Here is an 18302-nt window from a genome sequence, read left to right on the forward strand (position 1 = left end):
GTGTTTCCGTTGGCGGAAAGCGTCGGTGGCGGGGCAATCCCGTCGACCGGTGTGCCCGGATAGTAAGGGGGAACCTCGGGAGCTGTAAACGATGAATGTGAAATATCTTGAACGCCCCGATCATCCGGCATCACCGTCTGGATCGGTCACTCAAACAACCGGCGCTTCAATACCGAACATCTTGCGCGCCTCGGCAAAACACTTCTCGGCAATCGCCGAACGCGGTTCGGTCTTGCGCATCACCAGCCCCAGCGGGGCCAGCACACTGGCATCCGGCAGGTTCATGAACGACAGGTGTTCGATCGGTGCTTCCAGACCACTGTCCAGCGGCATGATCGAGCAGCAGAAACCCTGGTGAATCGCCTGCAACAGCTGATACGTCGAATCGCTTTCCAGGATCGGCTGCGGATTGAGGCCACGGCTACGGAAGCTCAGGTCAATGGATTTGCGGTAATGCATGCCGGTGGTGATCATCCCCAGTGGCAGTTCCGCTGCATCCTCCCAGCTCATTTCATTGCCTTCGAACTGGAAGTGACGGTTGTCGTACAGCAGGCCGACGCGGGTTTCGCCGATCTCGAAAAACTCGAAATAGCTCGGGTTGACGTGGTCGAGATAACACACGCCGAGGTCGAGTTGATTGTTGCCAAGACCGGCGATGATCTCGTCGGAACTCAGCGAGGACAGGCTGAATTTCAGTTCCGGATACGTGCCGGACAACGCCTGAATGTAATTGACTGGATTGAAGTTGCTCAGTGGCACCAGGCCCAGGCGCAAGCTACCGACCAGTTGCCCGCGACACGCCGCCGCTTCGGCGAACAACCCATCATGTGCCGCCAGCAGCGTGCGCGCCCAGGCCAGCACACGTTCGCCGGCCTGAGTGAAACCTTCGAAGCGCTGGCCCCGATTGACCAACACCAGATCCAGTTCGTCTTCCAGGTTGCGCAGGCGCATCGACAGGGTCGGCTGGGTGATATGGCAGCGGGCGGCGGCCTGGCCGAAGTGACGGGTTTCGTCCAGTGCGATCAGGAACTTGAGTTGTTTGATGTCCACGATGGCACCTGCTCGACGGGAATTTGGATTGAGTATTGACGCAGAGGCGCAAGGCGCGTGAAACGCGCAGGGTGCGACGATCTCATCTGATGGCGCATTCGTCCAATCGCAAGCGTTCAAAGGGCGATGGATCGGCTCTGTCACTCACGGTTCAAGGGGCTCTCAGCGCGGTGAGGTTCCGCGACAGAGCCGCTCGAAAGTGTGGTTGGCGAGAGTGAAACGGCAGGTAACCTGTGGCAGCTGGCAAGCCAGCTCGCACTGGTTCTTGGGTGTCATGGGCGGGGGATTCAGCTCAGTACATAGTCCACTGGCAGCAGCATCGGCGGCAGGTCGGTCACGCCCAGTTCGCTGAGGATGTCGCGCTCGATGGTGCGCACCAGCGAGTCGGTCGCGAGGTCGTTTTCGTCGCGGCCGAACGGGTCTTCCAGTTCATCGGCAATCGCGTCGAGGCCAAAGAACGTGTAGCTGACAATCGCCGTGAACAGCGGCGTCAGCCAGCCCAGCGGCTCGGCCATGGCGAACGGCAGCAGGATGCAGAACAGGTAGATCGTGCGGTGCAGCAGCAGGGTGTAGGGGAAGGGCAACGGGGTGTTCTTGATCCGTTCGCAGACCGCCTGCGCCTGGGTAAGGCTGGTCAGGTGGTTGGCCAGCAGCATGTAGCGCCACTCGCTCAGTTCGCCGTTCTGATGCAGGTCGGAGCATTGCTGGCCGACCTGCTGCAGAATCCGCCCGCTGTAATCCGGCACCTGCGCATCGTGTTTCGGTGTGATCCAGGCACTGCTGGCTGCGGCCTCGCTTTCCCGGCGCAACCGCGCATTCAGCGCGTGGGCAAACCCGCAGAGGTTGAGCAGTAACGGCTTGCGCTCGGCGGACTCGCGGATGACATGGGTTTCGCGAATCACCGAGCGAATGTGCACCAGCACATCGCCCCAGGCCTTGCGCGCCTCATACCAGCGGTCGTAGCAGGCGTTGTTGCGAAAACTCATGAAGATCGACAGCGACAGCCCGAGCAAGGTGAACGGCGTGGCGTTGACCTTGGTGAAGTTGCTTGGGTGGAGCATTTCAATCAGGACGATGGCCGACGCCAGCAGGGTGACCATCAGCGTGCGCAGGGCGATGCGTTTGGCAATCGATCCCTTGAGGGTGAAGAGAATGGCGAACTGGTTGACCTTGGGTCGGATGATCATGCTGGACGGTTCCGGTGACGCAGGGTGAGGGCGGTTTCAACCGCCGGTCATGTTCATGAAGCGCACGACCTGGACGTCGTCGTTCACTTCGAAGTTATGCCGGTATGGCTTGAGCTTCATCGCCTCGATGATGGCGTTCTCCAGCCGTTGCGGTTGCCCCGGATGGGCGCGCAGCACCGCTTTCAAGTCCACTGAATGCTCGTTACCCAGACACAGTAGCAGGCGCCCCTCAACGGTCAGTCGCACGCGGTTGCAGGTGCCGCAGAAATTGTGGCTGTGTGGCGAGATAAACCCCAGGCGGATCTCCGGCGCCTCGGCCAGTCGCCAGTAGCGCGACGGGCCCTGGGTCGATTCGGCCGAGTCGATCAGGGTGTAGCGCTCGGCAATTTTCTGGCGTACCTGCGCACTGGAAAAAAACGACTCGGCGCGGCTGTGTTCGCTGATGATCCCCAGCGGCATTTCTTCGATGAAGGCGATGTCGAGCTGGTGGTCGATGGCGAAGCTCACCAGGTCGTTGACCTCTTGATCGTTGCGCCCCTGCATTACCACGACGTTGAGTTTAGTGCGGGTGAAACCGGCCTTGCGCGCGGCATTGATGCCGTTGATCACCTGCGCCAGATCGCCGGTGCGGGTCATTTGTCTGAAGCGCTCGGGGTCGAGGCTGTCGAGGCTGATATTCAAGCGCTTGACTCCGGCGTCGAACAGCGGCGCGGCGAGTTTGCCCAGCTGCGAGCCGTTGGTGGTCATGCACAGTTCGCGCAGGCCGGGCAGGGCGGCGATCTGCTCGCACAGTTTGACCACGCCCGGACGGATCAGCGGCTCGCCGCCAGTCAGGCGAATCTTGCGCGTGCCCAGTGCGACGAAGCTTTGCGCCAGTTGATAGATTTCCTCCAGGGTCAGCACTTGCTGACGTGGCAGAAACTGCATGTCCTCGGCCATGCAATACACGCAGCGGAAATCGCAGCGGTCGGTGACTGACATGCGCAGATAGTCGACGCGGCGGTTGTAACCATCGATCAAGACGCGTTCTGACATGACAGCCTCGCAAGAGTGGAAACCCCTGTCGAAGGGGATTGGCCCGCGCAGGTTAGGGGCTGCGTTGAGTAGCGTCCAATCACTGTTTCTGAACGGCTGATTGATCCCGTCGATGATGAAATGTTTTTCGCCGAATTGGCGTCGTCAGGTTAACAAGGATTGGTGATGAAGGGTTTTTGGCGCTTGAGATACCGGGCTGCATCTTGAGGTGAAGCCCTCCGGTGCGAGCCTGCTCAGGTGCTGTGAAAGCCCCCTGAGCAGACTCGCTCCTGCAGCAATGACGGTGCGCCAAAGAGTTACTGCGCGCCAAACATCGCGGTCCAGTAAATCCCCGCACTGCTCTTCGGATCGGTCGCATAGGCCGCGCCGAGTTCCTTGTATTGCGGGTTCATCAGGTTGGCGCAATGGCCAGGGCTGGCCAGCCAGCCCTCGACGACTTTGCCCACGGTGTCCTGGCCGGCGGCGATGTTTTCGCCAACCAGTTGGCCGCTGTACCCGGCGAGTTCCGCGCGATCACCGGGGGTGCGGCCGTCGCGGTCCTTGTGATCGAAGTAATTGTTGTTGGCCATGTCACGGCTGTGATCCTGGGAAATCGTGCCCAACGTCGCGTTCCACGCCAGCGGTGCGGAAGCGCTGAAGGACTGACCGCCACACTGACGGGCCTTGCTGCGGGCGGCGTTGAGTTCGCTCAGCAATTTCTGCCCCTCACTCTGTGCATCCCCCAGCCTGGCCGACAGCAACGGCCGCGCCAGCACAATGCGCCAGTCGCGGTCGGCACGGCTGACGCCGACATCGACGAACTGCGGATCGAGCACCACCTGACAGAAACTTTCCTGAATCGCCTTCATCGCCGACGCCGCATCGCGCGGGCCGTTGAGCGTGATTGCCTGGACATTGACCATCGGATAACTGGCGCTGGCCATGGCCTGTTGCAGATCGACCATGCCGGTGGCCGGCAAACGCAGTCGCGGATCGGCCGACAGCGGCGGCAGTTCAGTGGACGCCTGGCTGCCGCAGCGCTGCGGTTGGCTGCGGTAGCTGTTGATCGACTCGATCAATTGCGACTCATCGGCGGCCATGGCCGGAATGGCCAGCACCAGGCCGACAGACAACGCGGCGAAACGCAAAACGGATGGCATGAAGCGCATGGAAATCTCCCTTGAGCTGAGTGCGCCCATGATGCGCGAAAGGCCCCCGGTGGACGCAATGTCTTTTTCTTCATTTGGCGCTTTTTTCTACGCAACTTTGTCGAAGTATTTGCCGTCTACACTCTCCGAAGACCCCGTAATCCGGGTGTCTCCCCGACGTAACACCTTGCCCGGACCGGGCGCTGCCGGAAGAACTGACATGGGATTGAAAGCGTTGGCTGGCTGTTTCGCGTTAATGCTGTTGACTGGCGTGGCGGGGGCCACCGATCAGGCTCCGATCAAGGCGAAGGCTGAAGAAAAAGCCCAGGTGCTCGAAGAGAAAGCCGCCGACCAGGTCAGTGCGGCCCCGGCACCCAGATCCGAGGCCATCACCCCGACCGAAGCCCAAGCGGTTGACCCGGCCGGCGCGGCGCCGCTGGACGATCCGCTCACCTGCCTGGCGCGCAGTATCTATTGGGAAGCCAAGGGCAAGGACACCCCGGAAATGGAAGCGGTGGCGAGTGTGGTGATGAACCGCCTCGGCCACGAAGGGTTCCCTGACACGGTGTGTGCCGTGGTCAAACAAGGCTCGGAAAGCAAGAGCTGCCAGTTTTCCTGGTGGTGCGATGGCAAGCCGGATCAAGTCAAGGAAGATAGCGAATACGCCTTGGCCAAGGAAATCGCCGGCAAGGCCCTCAATCGTCAGCTCAAGGATCGCACCCACGGCGCGTTGTATTTCCATGATCGCAACGTCCATCCGAGTTGGGCCAAGGAGTACCGCAAGACGGCCGAGACCGGCAAATTCCTGTTCTATAAACCCGCCGGCGGTGATGCGCGTTAGGCACAGACTTCGCGCACGCAATGGCGCAGCCAGCGGTGCGCCGGGTCAGCGTCCATGCGCGGGTGCCAGAGCATGGACACGCTGATCGGCGGCATCTCGAAGGGCAGGGCGAAACTTTGCAGGCCGTTGCGCAGTTTGCTCGTGTGACGTTCCGGCACTGTGGCGATCAGGTCTGATTCACGCACCAGCGTCAGCGCTGCGGAGAATCCACCGAACGAGGTGACGATGTCCCGCGTCAGGCCAAAGGCGAGTAATGCTTCGTCCACCGGGCCGCTGCTGCGCCCGCGTCGCGAGATCAGAATGTGTTCGCCACCGGCAAAGCGTTTGCTGCTGATCTTGCCCGCGCTCAACGGATGCCCCTCACGCACCACCCCGATCCAGTGATCCTGAAACAGGATGCGGCTGTGCAACGTCGGATCCGTGGTGTCGTCGACCACACCCGTCTCCAGGTCCACCCGGCCTTCGCGCAGCGGCGTGCTGTCCTTGTCGGCTTTTTGCACAAAGCGCAGGCGCACCCCGGGCGCCTCTTCGCCGATGCGGGCGAGCAGGGCAGCGGCAAAGGTTTCCACAAAACCGTCGGTGTTGCGCAAGGTGAACGTGCGTTGCAACCGGCCCGGGTCGAGTGTCTCGGCGGGGCGCAAAACCGCCTCGGCGGCCTGCACCAGATGACCGACCCGCTCGCGCAATTCGAGCGCCCGCGGCGTCGGCACCAGGCCACGACCGGCGCGCACCAGCAACGGGTCCCCGGTGGTTTCGCGCAGACGGGCGAGGGCGCGACTCATGGCTGACGGGCTCAACCGCAGGCATCTCGCGGCGCGGGCGACACTGCCTTCGCGCAGCAAGACGTCGAGGGTGATCAACAGGTTCAGATCCGGAGCGGTCATGACATGGCGTTCCATGCAGGTATTGAGTGCAAATCATGCGTCTTGCGCCGTGTATTGTCGAGGCTCAGGCTACGGCGTATCACCCTTGCGCTGCGAGCACGCCATGCCCCGAGAACCCCTGAACCCCACAGCCCGCTGGGCGCTGACCAGCCTGGCACTGTCGATGTTGATGCCGTCACTGGACACCAGCATTGCCAACGCCGGATTGCCGACATTGGCGGCGGCGTTCGATGCGACGTTTCAACAGGTGCAATGGATCGTGCTGGCCTACCTGCTGGCGGTGACCACCTTGATTGTCAGCGTCGGGCGTCTGGGCGATGGCGTTGGGCGCCGGCGCTTGCTGTTGGTCGGGATCGGCCTGTTCACCGCCGCGTCGTTGGCCTGCGCACTCGCCCCTGGATGGATCTGGTTGATCGGCGCACGAGCAGTGCAAGGCGTCGGCGCGGCAATCATGTTCGCGTTGACGGTTGCACTGGTCGCCGATGCGGTGCCCAAGGCGCGGGCGGGCAGTGCAATGGGCTTGCTGGCGACGATGTCCGCCACCGGCACCAGCCTCGGGCCGTCGCTGGGTGGGCTGTTGATGGAGCATGTCGGCTGGCCGTCGATCTTTCTGCTCAACGTGCCGTTGGGGTTGCTCAATGCGTGGCTGGTGTATCGCTATTTGCCGGCCGATCGCACCGCCCGCACGCCCGTGACATTTGATTATGTCGGCTCGGGAGTACTGGTGTTGACGCTGGCGGCCTATGCGCTGGCGATGACGCTCGAAGGTTTCACCCTCGGATTGCTAGTGGTCAGCCTGTGCGGCGCGGGGTTGTTCATCGTGGTCGAGAAGCAAGCCAGGGCGCCGCTGATACGCCTGTCTCTGTTCGCTGACCCGCGACTGAGCAGCAGCCTGGCGCTGACCTTGCTGGTGACGACAGTCATGATGACCACACTGGTGGTCGGGCCGTTTTACCTGAGTCGCGGGTTGGGCCTGAGCAGTGCCATGGTCGGATTGGCGTTGTCGGTCGGGCCGTTGCTGGCGGCGTTTGGTGGCGTGGCGGCCGGGCGGCTGGTGGATCGCTTCGGCGCGCGGCGCATGGTGCCGGGCGCGTTGCTGGGGCTGGCCGGCGGTTGCGCACTGCTGGCGCTGTTGCCGACGCATCTGGGTCTGCCGGGGTATTTGCTGCCGATGACGCTGGTCGCCGGGAGCTATGCGCTGTTCCAGGCGGCCAACAATACCGGATTGATGGCGGGTGTCAGTCAGGATCAGCGCGGTGTGGTGTCGGCCCTGCTCGGGCTGGCGCGCAATCTCGGATTGATCACCGGGGCGGCGGTGATGGGGGCGGTGTTTGCCCTGGCCACGGGTGGCCCGACCCAGGCACCTGCCGAGGTCATCGGCCGCGGCTTGCACATCACTTTCGCCGTCGCTACAGCGCTGATGCTCATGGCCCTGATCCTCAGTCGCGCCAAGCTCAAATGGGGCAGCGGGCTTGCTCGCGAAGAGGCCGGTACAGCCGACATCTCCAGCGACTGAGCCACCGCTTTCGCGAGCAAACCCGTTCCCACAGAAGCACCGTGTGGCGGCAAAAACTGCAACCGCTGTAGTGCTTTGTCAGCTGGCGTGGGTACTGAGAATGCTCGCCACCTGTTGCGGCTGACAATTGAGGTACGGCGACGAGCGCAGCCAGCGCTGGTCGGGGTACCACGAGAACATGAACTGACCGTTCTTGAGTTTATCGATCACTTGTCGGGCGATCTGCGGCCGTACCGCCGGGCAGCCCTGGCTGCGGCCGATGCGCCCCTGGCGCTTGCTCCACAACGGATTCACGTAACTGGCGGCGTGGATCACGATGGCACGATCGCGGGCCAGGTCGTTGAAGCCCGGTTCGAGGCCGTCCATGCGCAGCGAGTAACCGTGGGTGCCTTCGTAGCTTTCCTGGGTGCGGAACAGGCCGAGGCTGGATTGATAACTGCCTTCACGGTTGGAAAACTGCGTGGCGAAGTTTTCCCCGGAATTGGAGCCGTGGGCGACCAGATCGCGCAGTACCAGTTTTTTCCGGTTCAGGTCGAAAATCCACAAGCGGCGCTCGGTAGACGGTTGCGAATAGTCGATGATGGCCAGATGGCGGGACGGTTTCGCACCGTTGTTGACCGCGCATTGCATGGCGTTCAAGGCACCTTTCAGCGCTTGGGGATTGAGTTCTGGCGCGGCGTGCGCGAGGCTGGTAAAGAGCACCGGCGATGGTTTGCCGGCGGCAAAAACTGGACTGGTCACGGCGACAAGGGTCGCGGTGGTCAACAGAAGTCGGCGCAAAAACGTCAACATTTATAAAGTGTCCTCACTGGCTACATATTTGGCACTTTGGCTCCTGACTCCCAGTCATACCCGACAGACCCCGGATTCGGGCCTGACTGTTCAGCGCACCTGATGTAAGGTTGACCGTCATTGAGACGGCCATGGATTGGAGTAAAGCAGTTGTTCAAAAAGTACGCATGCTACTTGAGCATTTGTTTGCTCGCAGCGCCGTTTGTCGCTTGTGCCGATGAGCCGTTGCCGCCGCTGGAGACATTGCCGACGCCGCCTGCTGAAAGGCCGGTCGAGCCGCAAAGTCCGCTGCAGGCGGTGCTGATCAGTTTGCCGCAGTCGTGCGCGGCGATTGCCGCGCAGCTCAATGGCCCGGCGCTCACGCAATTGCAGGCCTTCTACGAACAGCAGGACTGGATGCCGGTGTGGGCCAGTGACTCCGCACGATTGCCGGCCTTGCACGCGCAATTGCAACTGTTGGCCGACGATGGGCTGAATCCCAATCGCTACCCGCTTCCGAGCGCAGCGCCGCAGGATGGCGAGTTGTGCGCCGACATCGACATCAGCCGCAACTACCTCCAGGCCCTGCAGGATTTGCATTACGGTCGCCTGCTGCAATCGCATTTCGAACCGCTGTGGCGTGCCGATGACACCCCGCGCGACCGTCAGGCGGAATTGCTGGCCATCGCCGTACCCGGCATGCACGACATCGCCGGCGCGTTCGATCTGGCCCGTCCGCGTCTGGCGCAATATCAAAGCCTGCGCCAGCTCTACGCCGTGCAACGGCTCAAAGCGTTGCCGCAATGGCAGTCCGTTGGCAACGGGCCGCTGCTGCGCCCGTCGATGGAAGATAAACGCGTGCCGGAACTGGCGCAGCGGCTGTTCAGCGAAGGCTATCTGACCCACGCCTCAGGCGCGCCGGGCAATGCCTATGACGGCGTGCTGGTCGATGCCGTGAAAAGTTTTCAGGCCAGCCATTCCTTGCAGGCCGACGGGGTGGTCGGGCCGGGGACGATCGCCGAGCTCAACATCAGTCCGCTGAACCGCCGTGAACAGTTGCGGGTCAACCTCGAACGCTTCCGCTGGCTGGCCCAGGACATGGAACCCAATGGCCTGCTGGTCAACGTTGCCGCCGCCGAACTGACGCTGTATCAGGGCGGTCAAGCCGTGTGGCAGACCCGCACTCAGGTTGGCCGCGCCGAGCGCCAGACACCGTTGTTGAAGTCTCGCGTCACGCGCCTGACCCTCAACCCGACCTGGACCGTGCCGCCGACTATCTGGAAAGAAGACAAGCTGCCGGAAATCCGCAAGGACCAGACCTTCCTCAGCCGGCAGAACCTGCAAGTGCTCGATGCCAATGGGCAACCGCTGGCAGCGGCGGACATCGACTGGGACAACCCCGGCAACATCCTCCTGCGTCAGGATGCCGGGCCGCGTAATCCGTTGGGGCAGATGGTCATCCGCTTCCCCAACCCGTTCTCCGTGTACCTGCACGACACGCCGAGCAAGGCGCTGTTCGAGAAAGGGCCGCGTGCCTTCAGCTCCGGCTGCGTGCGGGTCGAGCACCCGATGCAGCTGCGCGACCTGCTCCTGACCCCGGCGGAAAAGGCCCGCACCGACACCTTGCTCGCCACCGGCACCACTCACGAATTTCGCTTGTCGGCGCCGGTGCCGATCCTGATGACCTACTGGACCGCGCAGGTCGATCATGCCGGTCGGGTGCGCTACGCGCCGGACATCTACAGCCGTGACAGCGCGTTGCTGGCGGGGCTGGACCGGGCGCATTGAGCCTCAGCGGGTGTGGCGTTGCCAGAACACCCGCGCCAGCCACGCATCGACGCTCAGCTTGCCGGCACCGGCGAACAGCAGTGGCAGCAATGCAGCCAGGTAAATCGCCGGCAGCTTGAAGTTGCCGAAGCCCTTGTTTGTGATCGCGTAACCCTGCGCCAGTTCGCTCAGCGTCGACCAGTCGGCGGGCCAGTGCACGGCGGCGGTGGCGACCACGGTCACCACGATCAACGCAAGGGCCGAAATCCGTGTGCCGAAACCGCACAGAATCGCCAGCGCGCCGATCAGCTCGGCCCACATCGACAGCTCCCAGTTCAGCGACGCCGGCAGGTGATCGAAGGGAAACGGGAAGCGCGCCTGGATGTCTTCGAACCAGTTCTGCCCGTTGAATTTCTCCAGCCCCGACTCGAAAAATTCCCAGGCGATAAACAGCCGCAGCGTCAGGGGGGCGAGCCAGGTGCCGGCGCGGTCGAGGTTCAGGTGCAGCCCTTTGATGGCGGTTGAGAGGGTTGTGGTCATGATGCATCTCCGGTGAGTCGGGCCAGTTGAATCGACCGGGGTATTTCAGCCTTGAGGTGTATCGGGGATGTGTCGGCGGGGTGGGGGATTGTGCGTTGGGTGTGTCTGCGGCTTCGGGGTATACAGTGCGATACAGTCAAAAGCCCCTCACCCCAGCCCTCTCCCGGAGGGAGAGGGAGCTGACCGAGTTGTCTTGCGTTCTCCATCGACCTGAAAAAACCAGTCGATTATGGATTCACCGAAGCAGATTCAGGTCGGCGTACATCCTCAATAGCTCCCGTGTGTGTAGCGGAGGGAGAGGGCGCTGACCGGGTTGTCTTGCGTTATCCATCGACCTGAAAAAAACCAGTCGATCATGGATTCACCCACGCACATTCAGGTCGGCGTACATCCTCAATATCTCGCGATCGGCTCCCTCTCCCTCTGGGAGAGGGCTGGGGTGAGGGAACGAGGGCTGGACGCGCACGTCCGGCCCCGTCAGCATGACCTACAAAAAACGGACCAGCCCCATGCGAAGACTTCCCTCACTGGCCGCCCTGCGCACTTTCGAATGCGCCGCCCGTCACGCGCATTTCGGCCGGGCGGCGGCGGAATTGTGTGTCACCGACAGCGCCGTCAGCCATCAAATCCGCCAGCTCGAAGAGCAACTCGGCGTCGCGCTGTTCATCCGCGAAGGCCGGCAGATTCGCCCGACCATCGCTGCCGGACGCCTGATGCAAAGCCTGCAGCAGGCCTTCGAACTGATCGGCGACGCTTGTGATGAATTGCGCGACCCATCCTCGCTCGCGGTGTTGCGTCTGGCCGTCACCGCGGAGCTCGCGCAGAAATGGTTGATGAGCCGCCTCACCGATTTCTATGCGCGTTACCCGCACATCACCTTGCACCTCTATGAACAACCGATCGACGCTGCGGCGCCCGGGGAAGACATTGATCTGGCGATCACCTACGGCACCGGCCCGGTGGACAGCAGTGCGTATTTCGTCCGGCCGCTGCCCGACCTGCAATTTTTCCCGGTGTGCAGCCCCGGACTGTTCAACCAGGGCAGCCTGAAAACGCCAAGGGATCTGGCCCGTCACTGCCTGCTGCACGATGATCAGGACGGCAAGACCTGGACCGCCTGGCTGACTAGCCACGCCGGCGATCAGCGGCCGCAACGCCAGTTGTATTTCGCCCATGCCGGGCTGGCCCTGGAAGCGGCGGCGCAAGGGCAGGGCGTGGCGATGGGCGACAACCTCACCGCCCAGGAGGATTTGCAGAGCGGGCGACTGGTGCGACCCTTCGCGTCGAGCATGACCGCCCTCGGTCAATACGCGCTGGTCTGCGAACGGGTGCGTCTGGAGCGTCCGGCGGTGGCGCAGATGCTAGAATGGTTCAACGATCAACTGGCCGATTGATGAGTTGAATTCAACTGTTCCGTAATAATCATCGTTGGCGAGCGCAGCGTCTGCGCCCTTAGCCTGTGGTCATTCCCAACCCGAAGACGAGGTTTGACCATGGCACGTTTGCTCGACTCCACCCCCAAACAGGACGGCTTCCGTCTGCCCGGCGAATTCGAAGCGAAGTCCGGCTGCTGGCTCGGCTGGCCGGAGCGCACCGACGTCTGGCGCAATGGCGCCAAGCCGGCGCAGAAAGTCTGGGTGCAGATCGTCAGCGCCATCTCGCAGAGTGAGCCGGTCACCGTGTGCGCCTCTGCCGCGCAATTCGCCACCGCCCGCCGGCAGTTGCCGCCGCAGGTACGCGTGGTCGAGATGACCTGCAATGACACCTGGTTCCGCGACAGTGGTCCATGCTTTGTCGTCAACGATCAGAGCGGCGAAGTGCGCGGCGTCGACTTCGAGTTCAACGCCTACGGCGGCCTCGACGGTGGCTTGTATTACCCCTGGGACAAGGACGACCAGATCGCCAGCAAGATCCTCGAAATCGAGCGCTTCGACCGCTACCGCGCGCCGTTGATTGCCGAACTGGGCGGTATCCAGAGCGACGGCCAGGGCAGCATCCTCACCACCGAGCAATGCCTGCTCAACCGCAATCGCAACCAGCACCTGGGCAAGGACGAAGTCACCCGACGCCTCACCGATTACCTCGGTGCCGAACAGGTGATCTGGCTACCACGGGGCTGCAAGTTCGACGAAACCGACGGCCATGTCGACGACCTCGCCTGCTTCGTGCGTCCCGGCGAAGTGGTGTTGCAATGGACCGACAACCGCGATGACCCGCAGTGGGAAATCTATCAGGAGGCCTACGACATCCTGCGCAGCACCCGTGACAGCCGGGGCCGCGAGTTGATCGTGCACAAACTGCCGCAACCGGACGTACTGGAGTGGACCGCCGAAGAAGCCGAAGGCCTCGATCAGCAGGACAGTACCCACACTCGACAGGCCGGCACCCAAATCTGTGCGTCATACATCAACTACTACGCCGGCAACCGCTCGATCGTGGTGCCGCTGTTCGGTGACCGCAACGATCAGGTGGCACTGGCGACACTCGCCGAACTGTTCCCGCAGCACAAGATCGTCGGCATCGAAAATTCCCGGGAAATCCTGCTCGGTGGTGGCAACGTCGCCTGCATCACCATGCCGCAGTACGCCGGCAAGGGGGTGTGATGATGGGCCTGCACAAACTGACTCAAGCGTTAATGCTGGTGCTTGCACCCCTGTGTGTGCAGGCCGCCGATTCCGCCAAACCGGTGGTTAACCTGTACATCTGGGGCGAGTACCTGGCACCGGACACACTGAAGAATTTTGAAGCGAAAACCGGCATTCACGTGGTCGTCGATCACTTTGACTCGCTGGAAACCGTCGAGACCAAACTGCTCACCGGGCGCAGTGGTTACGACCTGGTGCTGACTGCCGGCCAGCACTTGTCGCGGGCCATCGAGAGCGGCGCAATCCAGCCGTTGGACAAGGCGCGGGTGCCGCACTTTGCCGGGGTCGGTGATGAGTTTCGCCAGCACATGGCGGTGTTCGATCCGGGCAATCGCTATGCGGGGATCTACGCCTGGGGCACCACCGGCGTCGGTTACCAGTACGAGGCGATCAAGCAGCGCCTGCCGAATGCGCCGACCGACAGTTGGGCGATGCTGTTCGATCCGGCCGTGGTGGCAAAATTTGCCGATTGCGGAGTCAGTCTGCTCAATGATCCTAACGAAGTGTTCGCCGCCGTGATGAAGTACATGGGCCTGGACATCAACCGGCAGAACCTCGACGACTTGAAACTCGCCGAGCAGCAACTGGCGAAGATCCGTCCGTACATCCGCTACTTCGACAACGACCTGAACATCAGCGACCTGGCCAATGGCAACACCTGCGTGGCGATGTCGTGGAACGGCAACGTGGCGATTGCGGCAGGGCAGGCGGAGGCGGCGAACAAACCGTTCAAACTGAGTTACCACATCCCGAAAGAAGGCACGTTGATCTGGTTTGACGCGATGGTCATTCCCAGGGACGCCCCGCATCCCCAGGCCGGGTTGGCGTTGATGGATTACCTGATGACGCCGGAGGTGATCGCGCCGATTACCGACACCATTCATTACGCCAATGCGATCACGGCGGCGGACGGCCTGGTCAATGCGTCGATTCGCAATGATCCGGGGACGTATCCCCCGGCCGACGTCAGGGCCACGCTGTACAGCAAAAACGACAACGGCAAAGCCTTCAATCGGGCGTTGATCCGGGCGTTCAGTCGGTTGAAGTCCGGGCTGTGAACAGATGACCCTCAACCCAGCCCTCTCCCGGGAGGAGAGGGGGGCGACCGAGATGGCTTGCGTTATCCATCGACCTGAAAAACCGGGTCGATTATGGATTGCCCCATCAAGTCCTGGCGATCATGTATTCAGAGGCGCTATTTCAGGTCGACGTAAATCTCCAATGTCCCCCCCATCATTTCCCTCTCCCTCAGGGTGAGGGCAGCGGTTTCGGCACCCGCCACAAATACCAAGCCGCCACCGTCCGATAGGGGCTCCACGCCAGGCCGGTCTCGATCATCTGCCTGCGCGTCGGCTGCACTTCCAGTCCCTTCAGTCGCCGATAACCCTCGCGCACACCAAAGTCATCTGCCGGCAGCACGTCCATGCGCCCCAGGCCGTAGATCAACAACATCTCCACGGTCCAGCGGCCGACCCCGCGCAAATTGACCAGGCGCTCGATCAGCGCTTCATCCTCCATCACCAGCGCCGTGCTGTAATCCGGTACCACGCCGTCCAGTGTTGCCTGGGCGATCCCTTGAATCGTCGCGATCTTGCCGGCGGAAAACCCGCAACTGCGCAGGCGTTCGAAATCGGTCGCCAGGATCTGCTCAGGTCGCGCAAATGTCTGCCCGGGAAACAACCCCACCAGCCGCCCGACAATCGCGTCCCCGGCCTTGGCATGCAGTTGCTGATAGGCAATCGCCCGCACCAGCGATTCATAGGGATCGCGTGTCGGGTGCGGTTGGTGCAGGCACGGGCCGATGGCCGCGATATGTCGGTGCCAGTCCGGGTCGAGCGCGGCCAGCAACGCGCTGGCCGCCTGGTAGGTGTCGGGCATGCTATTTCAGCAGGCCGTTGACTTCGCCATAGCTCAACGCCTTGAGACCGTGGGTGTCGAGCTGGCCTGTGGCGAGGAAGCTTTTCACCAGCCCGCCCATTGCGCCGTAGAGGAACTCGGCGATGCCGGAACCGGCGCTCAAGCGGCGCACGCCGAGTGCCTGCAACTCCGAGGGCGACGGCAGGCCAGCGAAGCCGAGCACGTTGACCGGCAATGGCGTGCCCTTGCAGATCGCCTCGATTTCATAAGCAGCCGTCACCCCCGCCGCAAACAAGCCATCGGCGCCCGCCGCTTGATACATTGCGGCGCGCCGCAGGGTTTCGGCAACGCGGTCTTCGGCCGGTACAAGGTTTTTCAGATAAACATCGGTGCGGGCATTGATGAACAGCTGCACATTGCGTGTGTCGGCAACCTGGCGCGCCCGTTCGATCTTGCGTGCCAGCAGCTCGGGCGCTGCCGAACCGTCTTCGATATTGATGCCCACGGCACCCGCCGCGATCACCGCATCGAGCACTTCGGCGACACGGCCGAGGTCATGGGAATAACCGGCTTCGACATCGACGGTCAACGGCACGCTGATCACTCGGACGATGGATTCCACGGTCGACACCAGGCGGTCGAGGGGCAGGGTGTTGCCGTCCGGGTAACCGTGGGCCCAGGCCACCGCCGCACTGCTGGTGGCGATGGCTTTGCCGCCGAGGTGTTCGACCAGTCGTGCGCCGGTGGCGTCAGCGACGTTGGTCAATATCAGCAGCCCTTGCTGGTGCAACTGGTGAAACGGCGTCGCGAGCGCGTTCATCAAAAATCCTTCTTGTCAGTTGATTCGGTTCGTCACAGTGCCAGTTGTTGCGTGAGCTGTACGGCAGCGTTTTCCAGCCTGAGCAGGAACGCCTTGCGCGGCTGCCCTCCACCATAGCCGGTCAGCGAGCCGTCCGCGCCGATCACCCGATGACACGGCACGACAATCGACAGCCGATTGTGCCCGTTGGCCAGACCGACTGCCCGGCTGGCACCGGGTTTGCCCAACCCTGCGGCGATGGCGCCGTAAGTGCTGGTCTGGCCGTAAGGGATTTGTTGCAGTGCCGCCCACACTTGCCGGGCAAAGTCGCTGCCGGGCGCGTGCAGTGGCACGCTGAAGGCGCTCAGCTTGCCGGCGAAATATGCCGCCAGTTGCTCTTCGATCTGCTGCAAATGCGCATTGTGCCCCGGTGCAACCGCGTAGCCATAACGGTGCTGCAGGTCTTCCACTTCGCGGGTCAGCGCCGGGCGGTCGAGAAACTCCAGCAACACCAGCCCACGGCGCTCGGCCATGGCGATCATTGGCCCCAGCGGCGTGGTCAGCCGGGTGAACAGCAGCGGTTCACTCTGGGCGGCGCGGCCGGGGGTGATGTGGAATGACTTCTGGAAGGCATCGCGAAAACCACTGAGTGATTCATAACCGGAATCGAACGCCGCGTGATCAATCGACGTGCCCTGACGGATTCCGCCCAGTGCCACGCCCAGCCGGCGTGTGCGCAACCAGGCGTGGAAGGTCATGCCGAAATGCTGTTTGAACCAGCGCCGCAGTTTCAGCGGCTCGATGCTGTGCGCGAGCAGTTGCGCATCGCTCCAGCGCCGCTCCGGATCGGCGTTCACGGCCTTGAGCAAGCGCTGCACCCAGTCCGGCGCGATGGCTGCCGCGTCCAGCGGTTTGCAGCGCAGGCAGGCGCGGTAGCCGGCCGACAGGCACTCATCGGCATGAGCGAAGAATTCGACATTCTCCGGTTTCGGCTTGCGCGCGGTGCAACTGGGGCGGCAGAAGATCCCGGTGGTTTTCACGGCCGTGAAGAACACGCCCTCATAGGCGGTATCGCGTTCGAGCATGGCGCGAACCATCTCGGCGTGGGGGGGCAGGACAACGGTCGGTATGTTCATGGCTCGAGAGTAAAACCAGTTTGTCGATGGCTCCACCGAAAAATCGACAGTGAATTTTTTCGATTCTGCACCACAATGACCGGGTCGCTGAATGTAAGGAGCTCAACCCATGCCGCCGTTTTCGATTCAACATATTGATCACATCGTCCTGCGCGTTGCGGATCTGCCGCGCAGCATCGCGTTTTATGGCCAGGTCTTTGGCGCCGACGTGGTCAAGCGCAACGAGCCGCTGGGCCTGGTGCACCTGCGCGCCGGCACCTCGATGATCGACCTCGTCGACCTGGCCGGCGAGATTGGCCGCAAGGGCGGCGGGGCGGCCGGTGCCGAGCGGCGCAACGTTGATCATTTCTGCCTGCGCATCGAGCCGTTCGATGAAGCGGTGCTGATCGCGCACTTGCAATCCTTTGGCCTGACCGTGGCGAAAGCCGAATCACGCTTTGGTGCTGAAGGCAAAGGTCTGTCGCTGTACTGCTTCGACCCGGATGGCAATCAGGTCGAACTCAAAGGCCCGTCCGTGGCTTAAGCCCGTTTCGCCATCAACAGCGCCGAGGCCGCGGCCGACAACAACCCCGCGCAGCAACGATTGAAGATACGTTTGCCGCGCGGCTCGGCGAACCAGCGGCGCATGTGCAGGCCCATGTACGCGTAGGCGCTGATGGCAATCCATTCCAGTAACAGAAACAGCACGCCGAGCACCGCAAATTGCGTCGGCACCGGGCGGGCCGGGTCGACGAACTGCGGCAGAAAGGCCGTGAACAGCAGAATGGCCTTGGGATTGCCCGCTGCCACCAGAAACTCCTGCCGCGCCAACGCGAAGAAGCCCGCTGCTGCACCGGTCACCTGTTGCCCGGCGTCGGGGTTGGCCCGCCACAATTGCCAGGCCAGGTACAGCAGATACGCCGCGCCAGTGATCTTGATCGCCTGGAACAGCCATTGCGACGTCTGCAACACCACCGACAACCCGGCGCCGGCCAGCGCAATCATGCCGGCGAACGCCAGAATCCGCCCGATCCCGGCCGTGCAGGCACGGCGAAAGCCGTAATGGGTGGCATTGCTGACCGACAGCAGATTGTTCGGGCCGGGTGCCATGTTCAGGGCGAAACAGGCGGGCAGAAACAGTGACAGCGTGGCGAGGTCCATGGGCGCG

At 62.5% G+C, this 18302-nt stretch carries 18 protein-coding genes; 7 read left to right on the forward strand and 11 right to left on the reverse strand.

The annotated features are described in order from the left end of the window. Positions 1-150 precede the first annotated feature (150 nt). From K5Y35_RS19345 to K5Y35_RS19360, 4 genes are all read right to left on the reverse strand, one after another. Positions 151-1050, reverse strand: a complete 900-nt coding sequence (locus tag K5Y35_RS19345; protein ID WP_222832639.1) for a LysR family transcriptional regulator — start codon at positions 1048-1050, stop codon at positions 151-153. A gap of 287 nt (positions 1051-1337) precedes the next feature. Next, positions 1338-2237, reverse strand: coding sequence for a bestrophin family protein (locus K5Y35_RS19350; RefSeq protein ID WP_123462722.1), 900 nt, complete (start codon positions 2235-2237; stop codon positions 1338-1340). 36 nt (positions 2238-2273) lie between these two features. Next, positions 2274-3272, reverse strand: coding sequence for a GTP 3',8-cyclase MoaA (gene moaA, locus K5Y35_RS19355; protein WP_123462724.1), 999 nt, complete (start codon positions 3270-3272; stop codon positions 2274-2276). Between the two features lie 296 nt (positions 3273-3568). Further along, on the reverse strand, positions 3569-4420 hold the full coding sequence (locus tag K5Y35_RS19360; protein ID WP_222832640.1) for a CAP domain-containing protein: 852 nt from the start codon (positions 4418-4420) through the stop codon (positions 3569-3571). 199 nt (positions 4421-4619) lie between these two features. Here K5Y35_RS19360 and K5Y35_RS19365 point away from each other — a divergent pair, with 199 nt between their 5' ends. Next, positions 4620-5240 (forward strand): cell wall hydrolase, encoded by a 621-nt coding sequence (locus K5Y35_RS19365; RefSeq protein WP_222832641.1) that lies wholly within the window; start codon positions 4620-4622, stop codon positions 5238-5240. Here the strand turns inward: K5Y35_RS19365 and K5Y35_RS19370 are convergent. Then, on the reverse strand, positions 5237-6124 hold the full coding sequence (locus K5Y35_RS19370) for a LysR family transcriptional regulator (RefSeq protein WP_222832642.1): 888 nt from the start codon (positions 6122-6124) through the stop codon (positions 5237-5239). The two genes, K5Y35_RS19365 and K5Y35_RS19370, sit on opposite strands and share 4 nt — an antisense overlap. 103 nt (positions 6125-6227) lie before the next feature. Between K5Y35_RS19370 and K5Y35_RS19375 the strand changes: the two genes are divergently transcribed. After that, the gene (locus K5Y35_RS19375; RefSeq protein WP_222832643.1) at positions 6228-7640 is read left to right on the forward strand and encodes an MFS transporter; all 1413 of its coding nucleotides are present in this window, start codon (positions 6228-6230) and stop codon (positions 7638-7640) included. A 78-nt stretch (positions 7641-7718) separates the two neighbouring features. On the opposite strand, the gene K5Y35_RS19380 is transcribed toward K5Y35_RS19375, so the two are convergent. Next, the gene (locus K5Y35_RS19380) at positions 7719-8432 is read right to left on the reverse strand and encodes a murein L,D-transpeptidase catalytic domain family protein (protein WP_123462733.1); all 714 of its coding nucleotides are present in this window, start codon (positions 8430-8432) and stop codon (positions 7719-7721) included. Between the two features lie 150 nt (positions 8433-8582). Here K5Y35_RS19380 and K5Y35_RS19385 point away from each other — a divergent pair, with 150 nt between their 5' ends. Further along, the gene (locus K5Y35_RS19385; RefSeq protein ID WP_222832644.1) at positions 8583-10199 is read left to right on the forward strand and encodes a murein L,D-transpeptidase; all 1617 of its coding nucleotides are present in this window, start codon (positions 8583-8585) and stop codon (positions 10197-10199) included. 3 nt (positions 10200-10202) lie between these two features. Here the strand turns inward: K5Y35_RS19385 and K5Y35_RS19390 are convergent, their stop codons facing one another. Further along, complete coding sequence (locus K5Y35_RS19390) at positions 10203-10718, reverse strand: DoxX family protein (RefSeq protein WP_222832645.1); 516 nt, start codon at positions 10716-10718, stop codon at positions 10203-10205. A gap of 509 nt (positions 10719-11227) precedes the next feature. Here K5Y35_RS19390 and K5Y35_RS19395 point away from each other — a divergent pair. From K5Y35_RS19395 to K5Y35_RS19405, 3 genes are all read left to right on the forward strand, one after another. After that, positions 11228-12112, forward strand: coding sequence for a LysR substrate-binding domain-containing protein (locus K5Y35_RS19395; protein WP_222832646.1), 885 nt, complete (start codon positions 11228-11230; stop codon positions 12110-12112). Positions 12113-12211: 99 nt separating this feature from the next. Next, entirely contained in the window at positions 12212-13321 is a 1110-nt protein-coding gene (gene aguA, locus K5Y35_RS19400) for an agmatine deiminase (RefSeq protein ID WP_123462741.1), read from the forward strand. A gap of 2 nt (positions 13322-13323) precedes the next feature. Continuing rightward, entirely contained in the window at positions 13324-14421 is a 1098-nt protein-coding gene (locus K5Y35_RS19405) for an extracellular solute-binding protein (protein WP_222832647.1), read from the forward strand. A 190-nt stretch (positions 14422-14611) separates the two neighbouring features. Here the strand turns inward: K5Y35_RS19405 and K5Y35_RS19410 are convergent, their stop codons facing one another. The 3 genes from K5Y35_RS19410 to K5Y35_RS19420 are packed head-to-tail and all read right to left on the reverse strand — an operon-like array spanning position 14612 to position 17155. Then, entirely contained in the window at positions 14612-15241 is a 630-nt protein-coding gene (locus tag K5Y35_RS19410; RefSeq protein ID WP_222832648.1) for a DNA-3-methyladenine glycosylase family protein, read from the reverse strand. A 1-nt stretch (position 15242) separates the two neighbouring features. Next, positions 15243-16040, reverse strand: a complete 798-nt coding sequence (locus tag K5Y35_RS19415; protein ID WP_222832649.1) for an isocitrate lyase/phosphoenolpyruvate mutase family protein — start codon at positions 16038-16040, stop codon at positions 15243-15245. 32 nt (positions 16041-16072) lie between these two features. Next, positions 16073-17155 carry a bifunctional transcriptional activator/DNA repair enzyme AdaA gene (locus tag K5Y35_RS19420; protein ID WP_222832650.1) on the reverse strand — a complete coding sequence of 361 codons (1083 nt, stop codon included), beginning with the start codon at positions 17153-17155 and terminating at the stop codon, positions 16073-16075. A 109-nt stretch (positions 17156-17264) separates the two neighbouring features. Between K5Y35_RS19420 and K5Y35_RS19425 the strand changes: the two genes are divergently transcribed. Then, on the forward strand, positions 17265-17678 hold the full coding sequence (locus K5Y35_RS19425; protein ID WP_222832651.1) for a VOC family protein: 414 nt from the start codon (positions 17265-17267) through the stop codon (positions 17676-17678). Here K5Y35_RS19425 and K5Y35_RS19430 read toward each other — a convergent pair. Beyond that, a complete protein-coding gene (locus tag K5Y35_RS19430) occupies positions 17675-18295 on the reverse strand; it encodes a LysE family translocator (RefSeq protein WP_222832652.1) in 621 nt (206 codons plus the stop codon). The two genes, K5Y35_RS19425 and K5Y35_RS19430, sit on opposite strands and share 4 nt — an antisense overlap. Positions 18296-18302 lie beyond the last annotated feature (7 nt).

This window comes from Pseudomonas sp. SC3(2021), from assembly GCF_019856535.1.
In the GTDB taxonomy this organism is placed as follows: domain Bacteria; phylum Pseudomonadota; class Gammaproteobacteria; order Pseudomonadales; family Pseudomonadaceae; genus Aquipseudomonas; species Aquipseudomonas monsensis.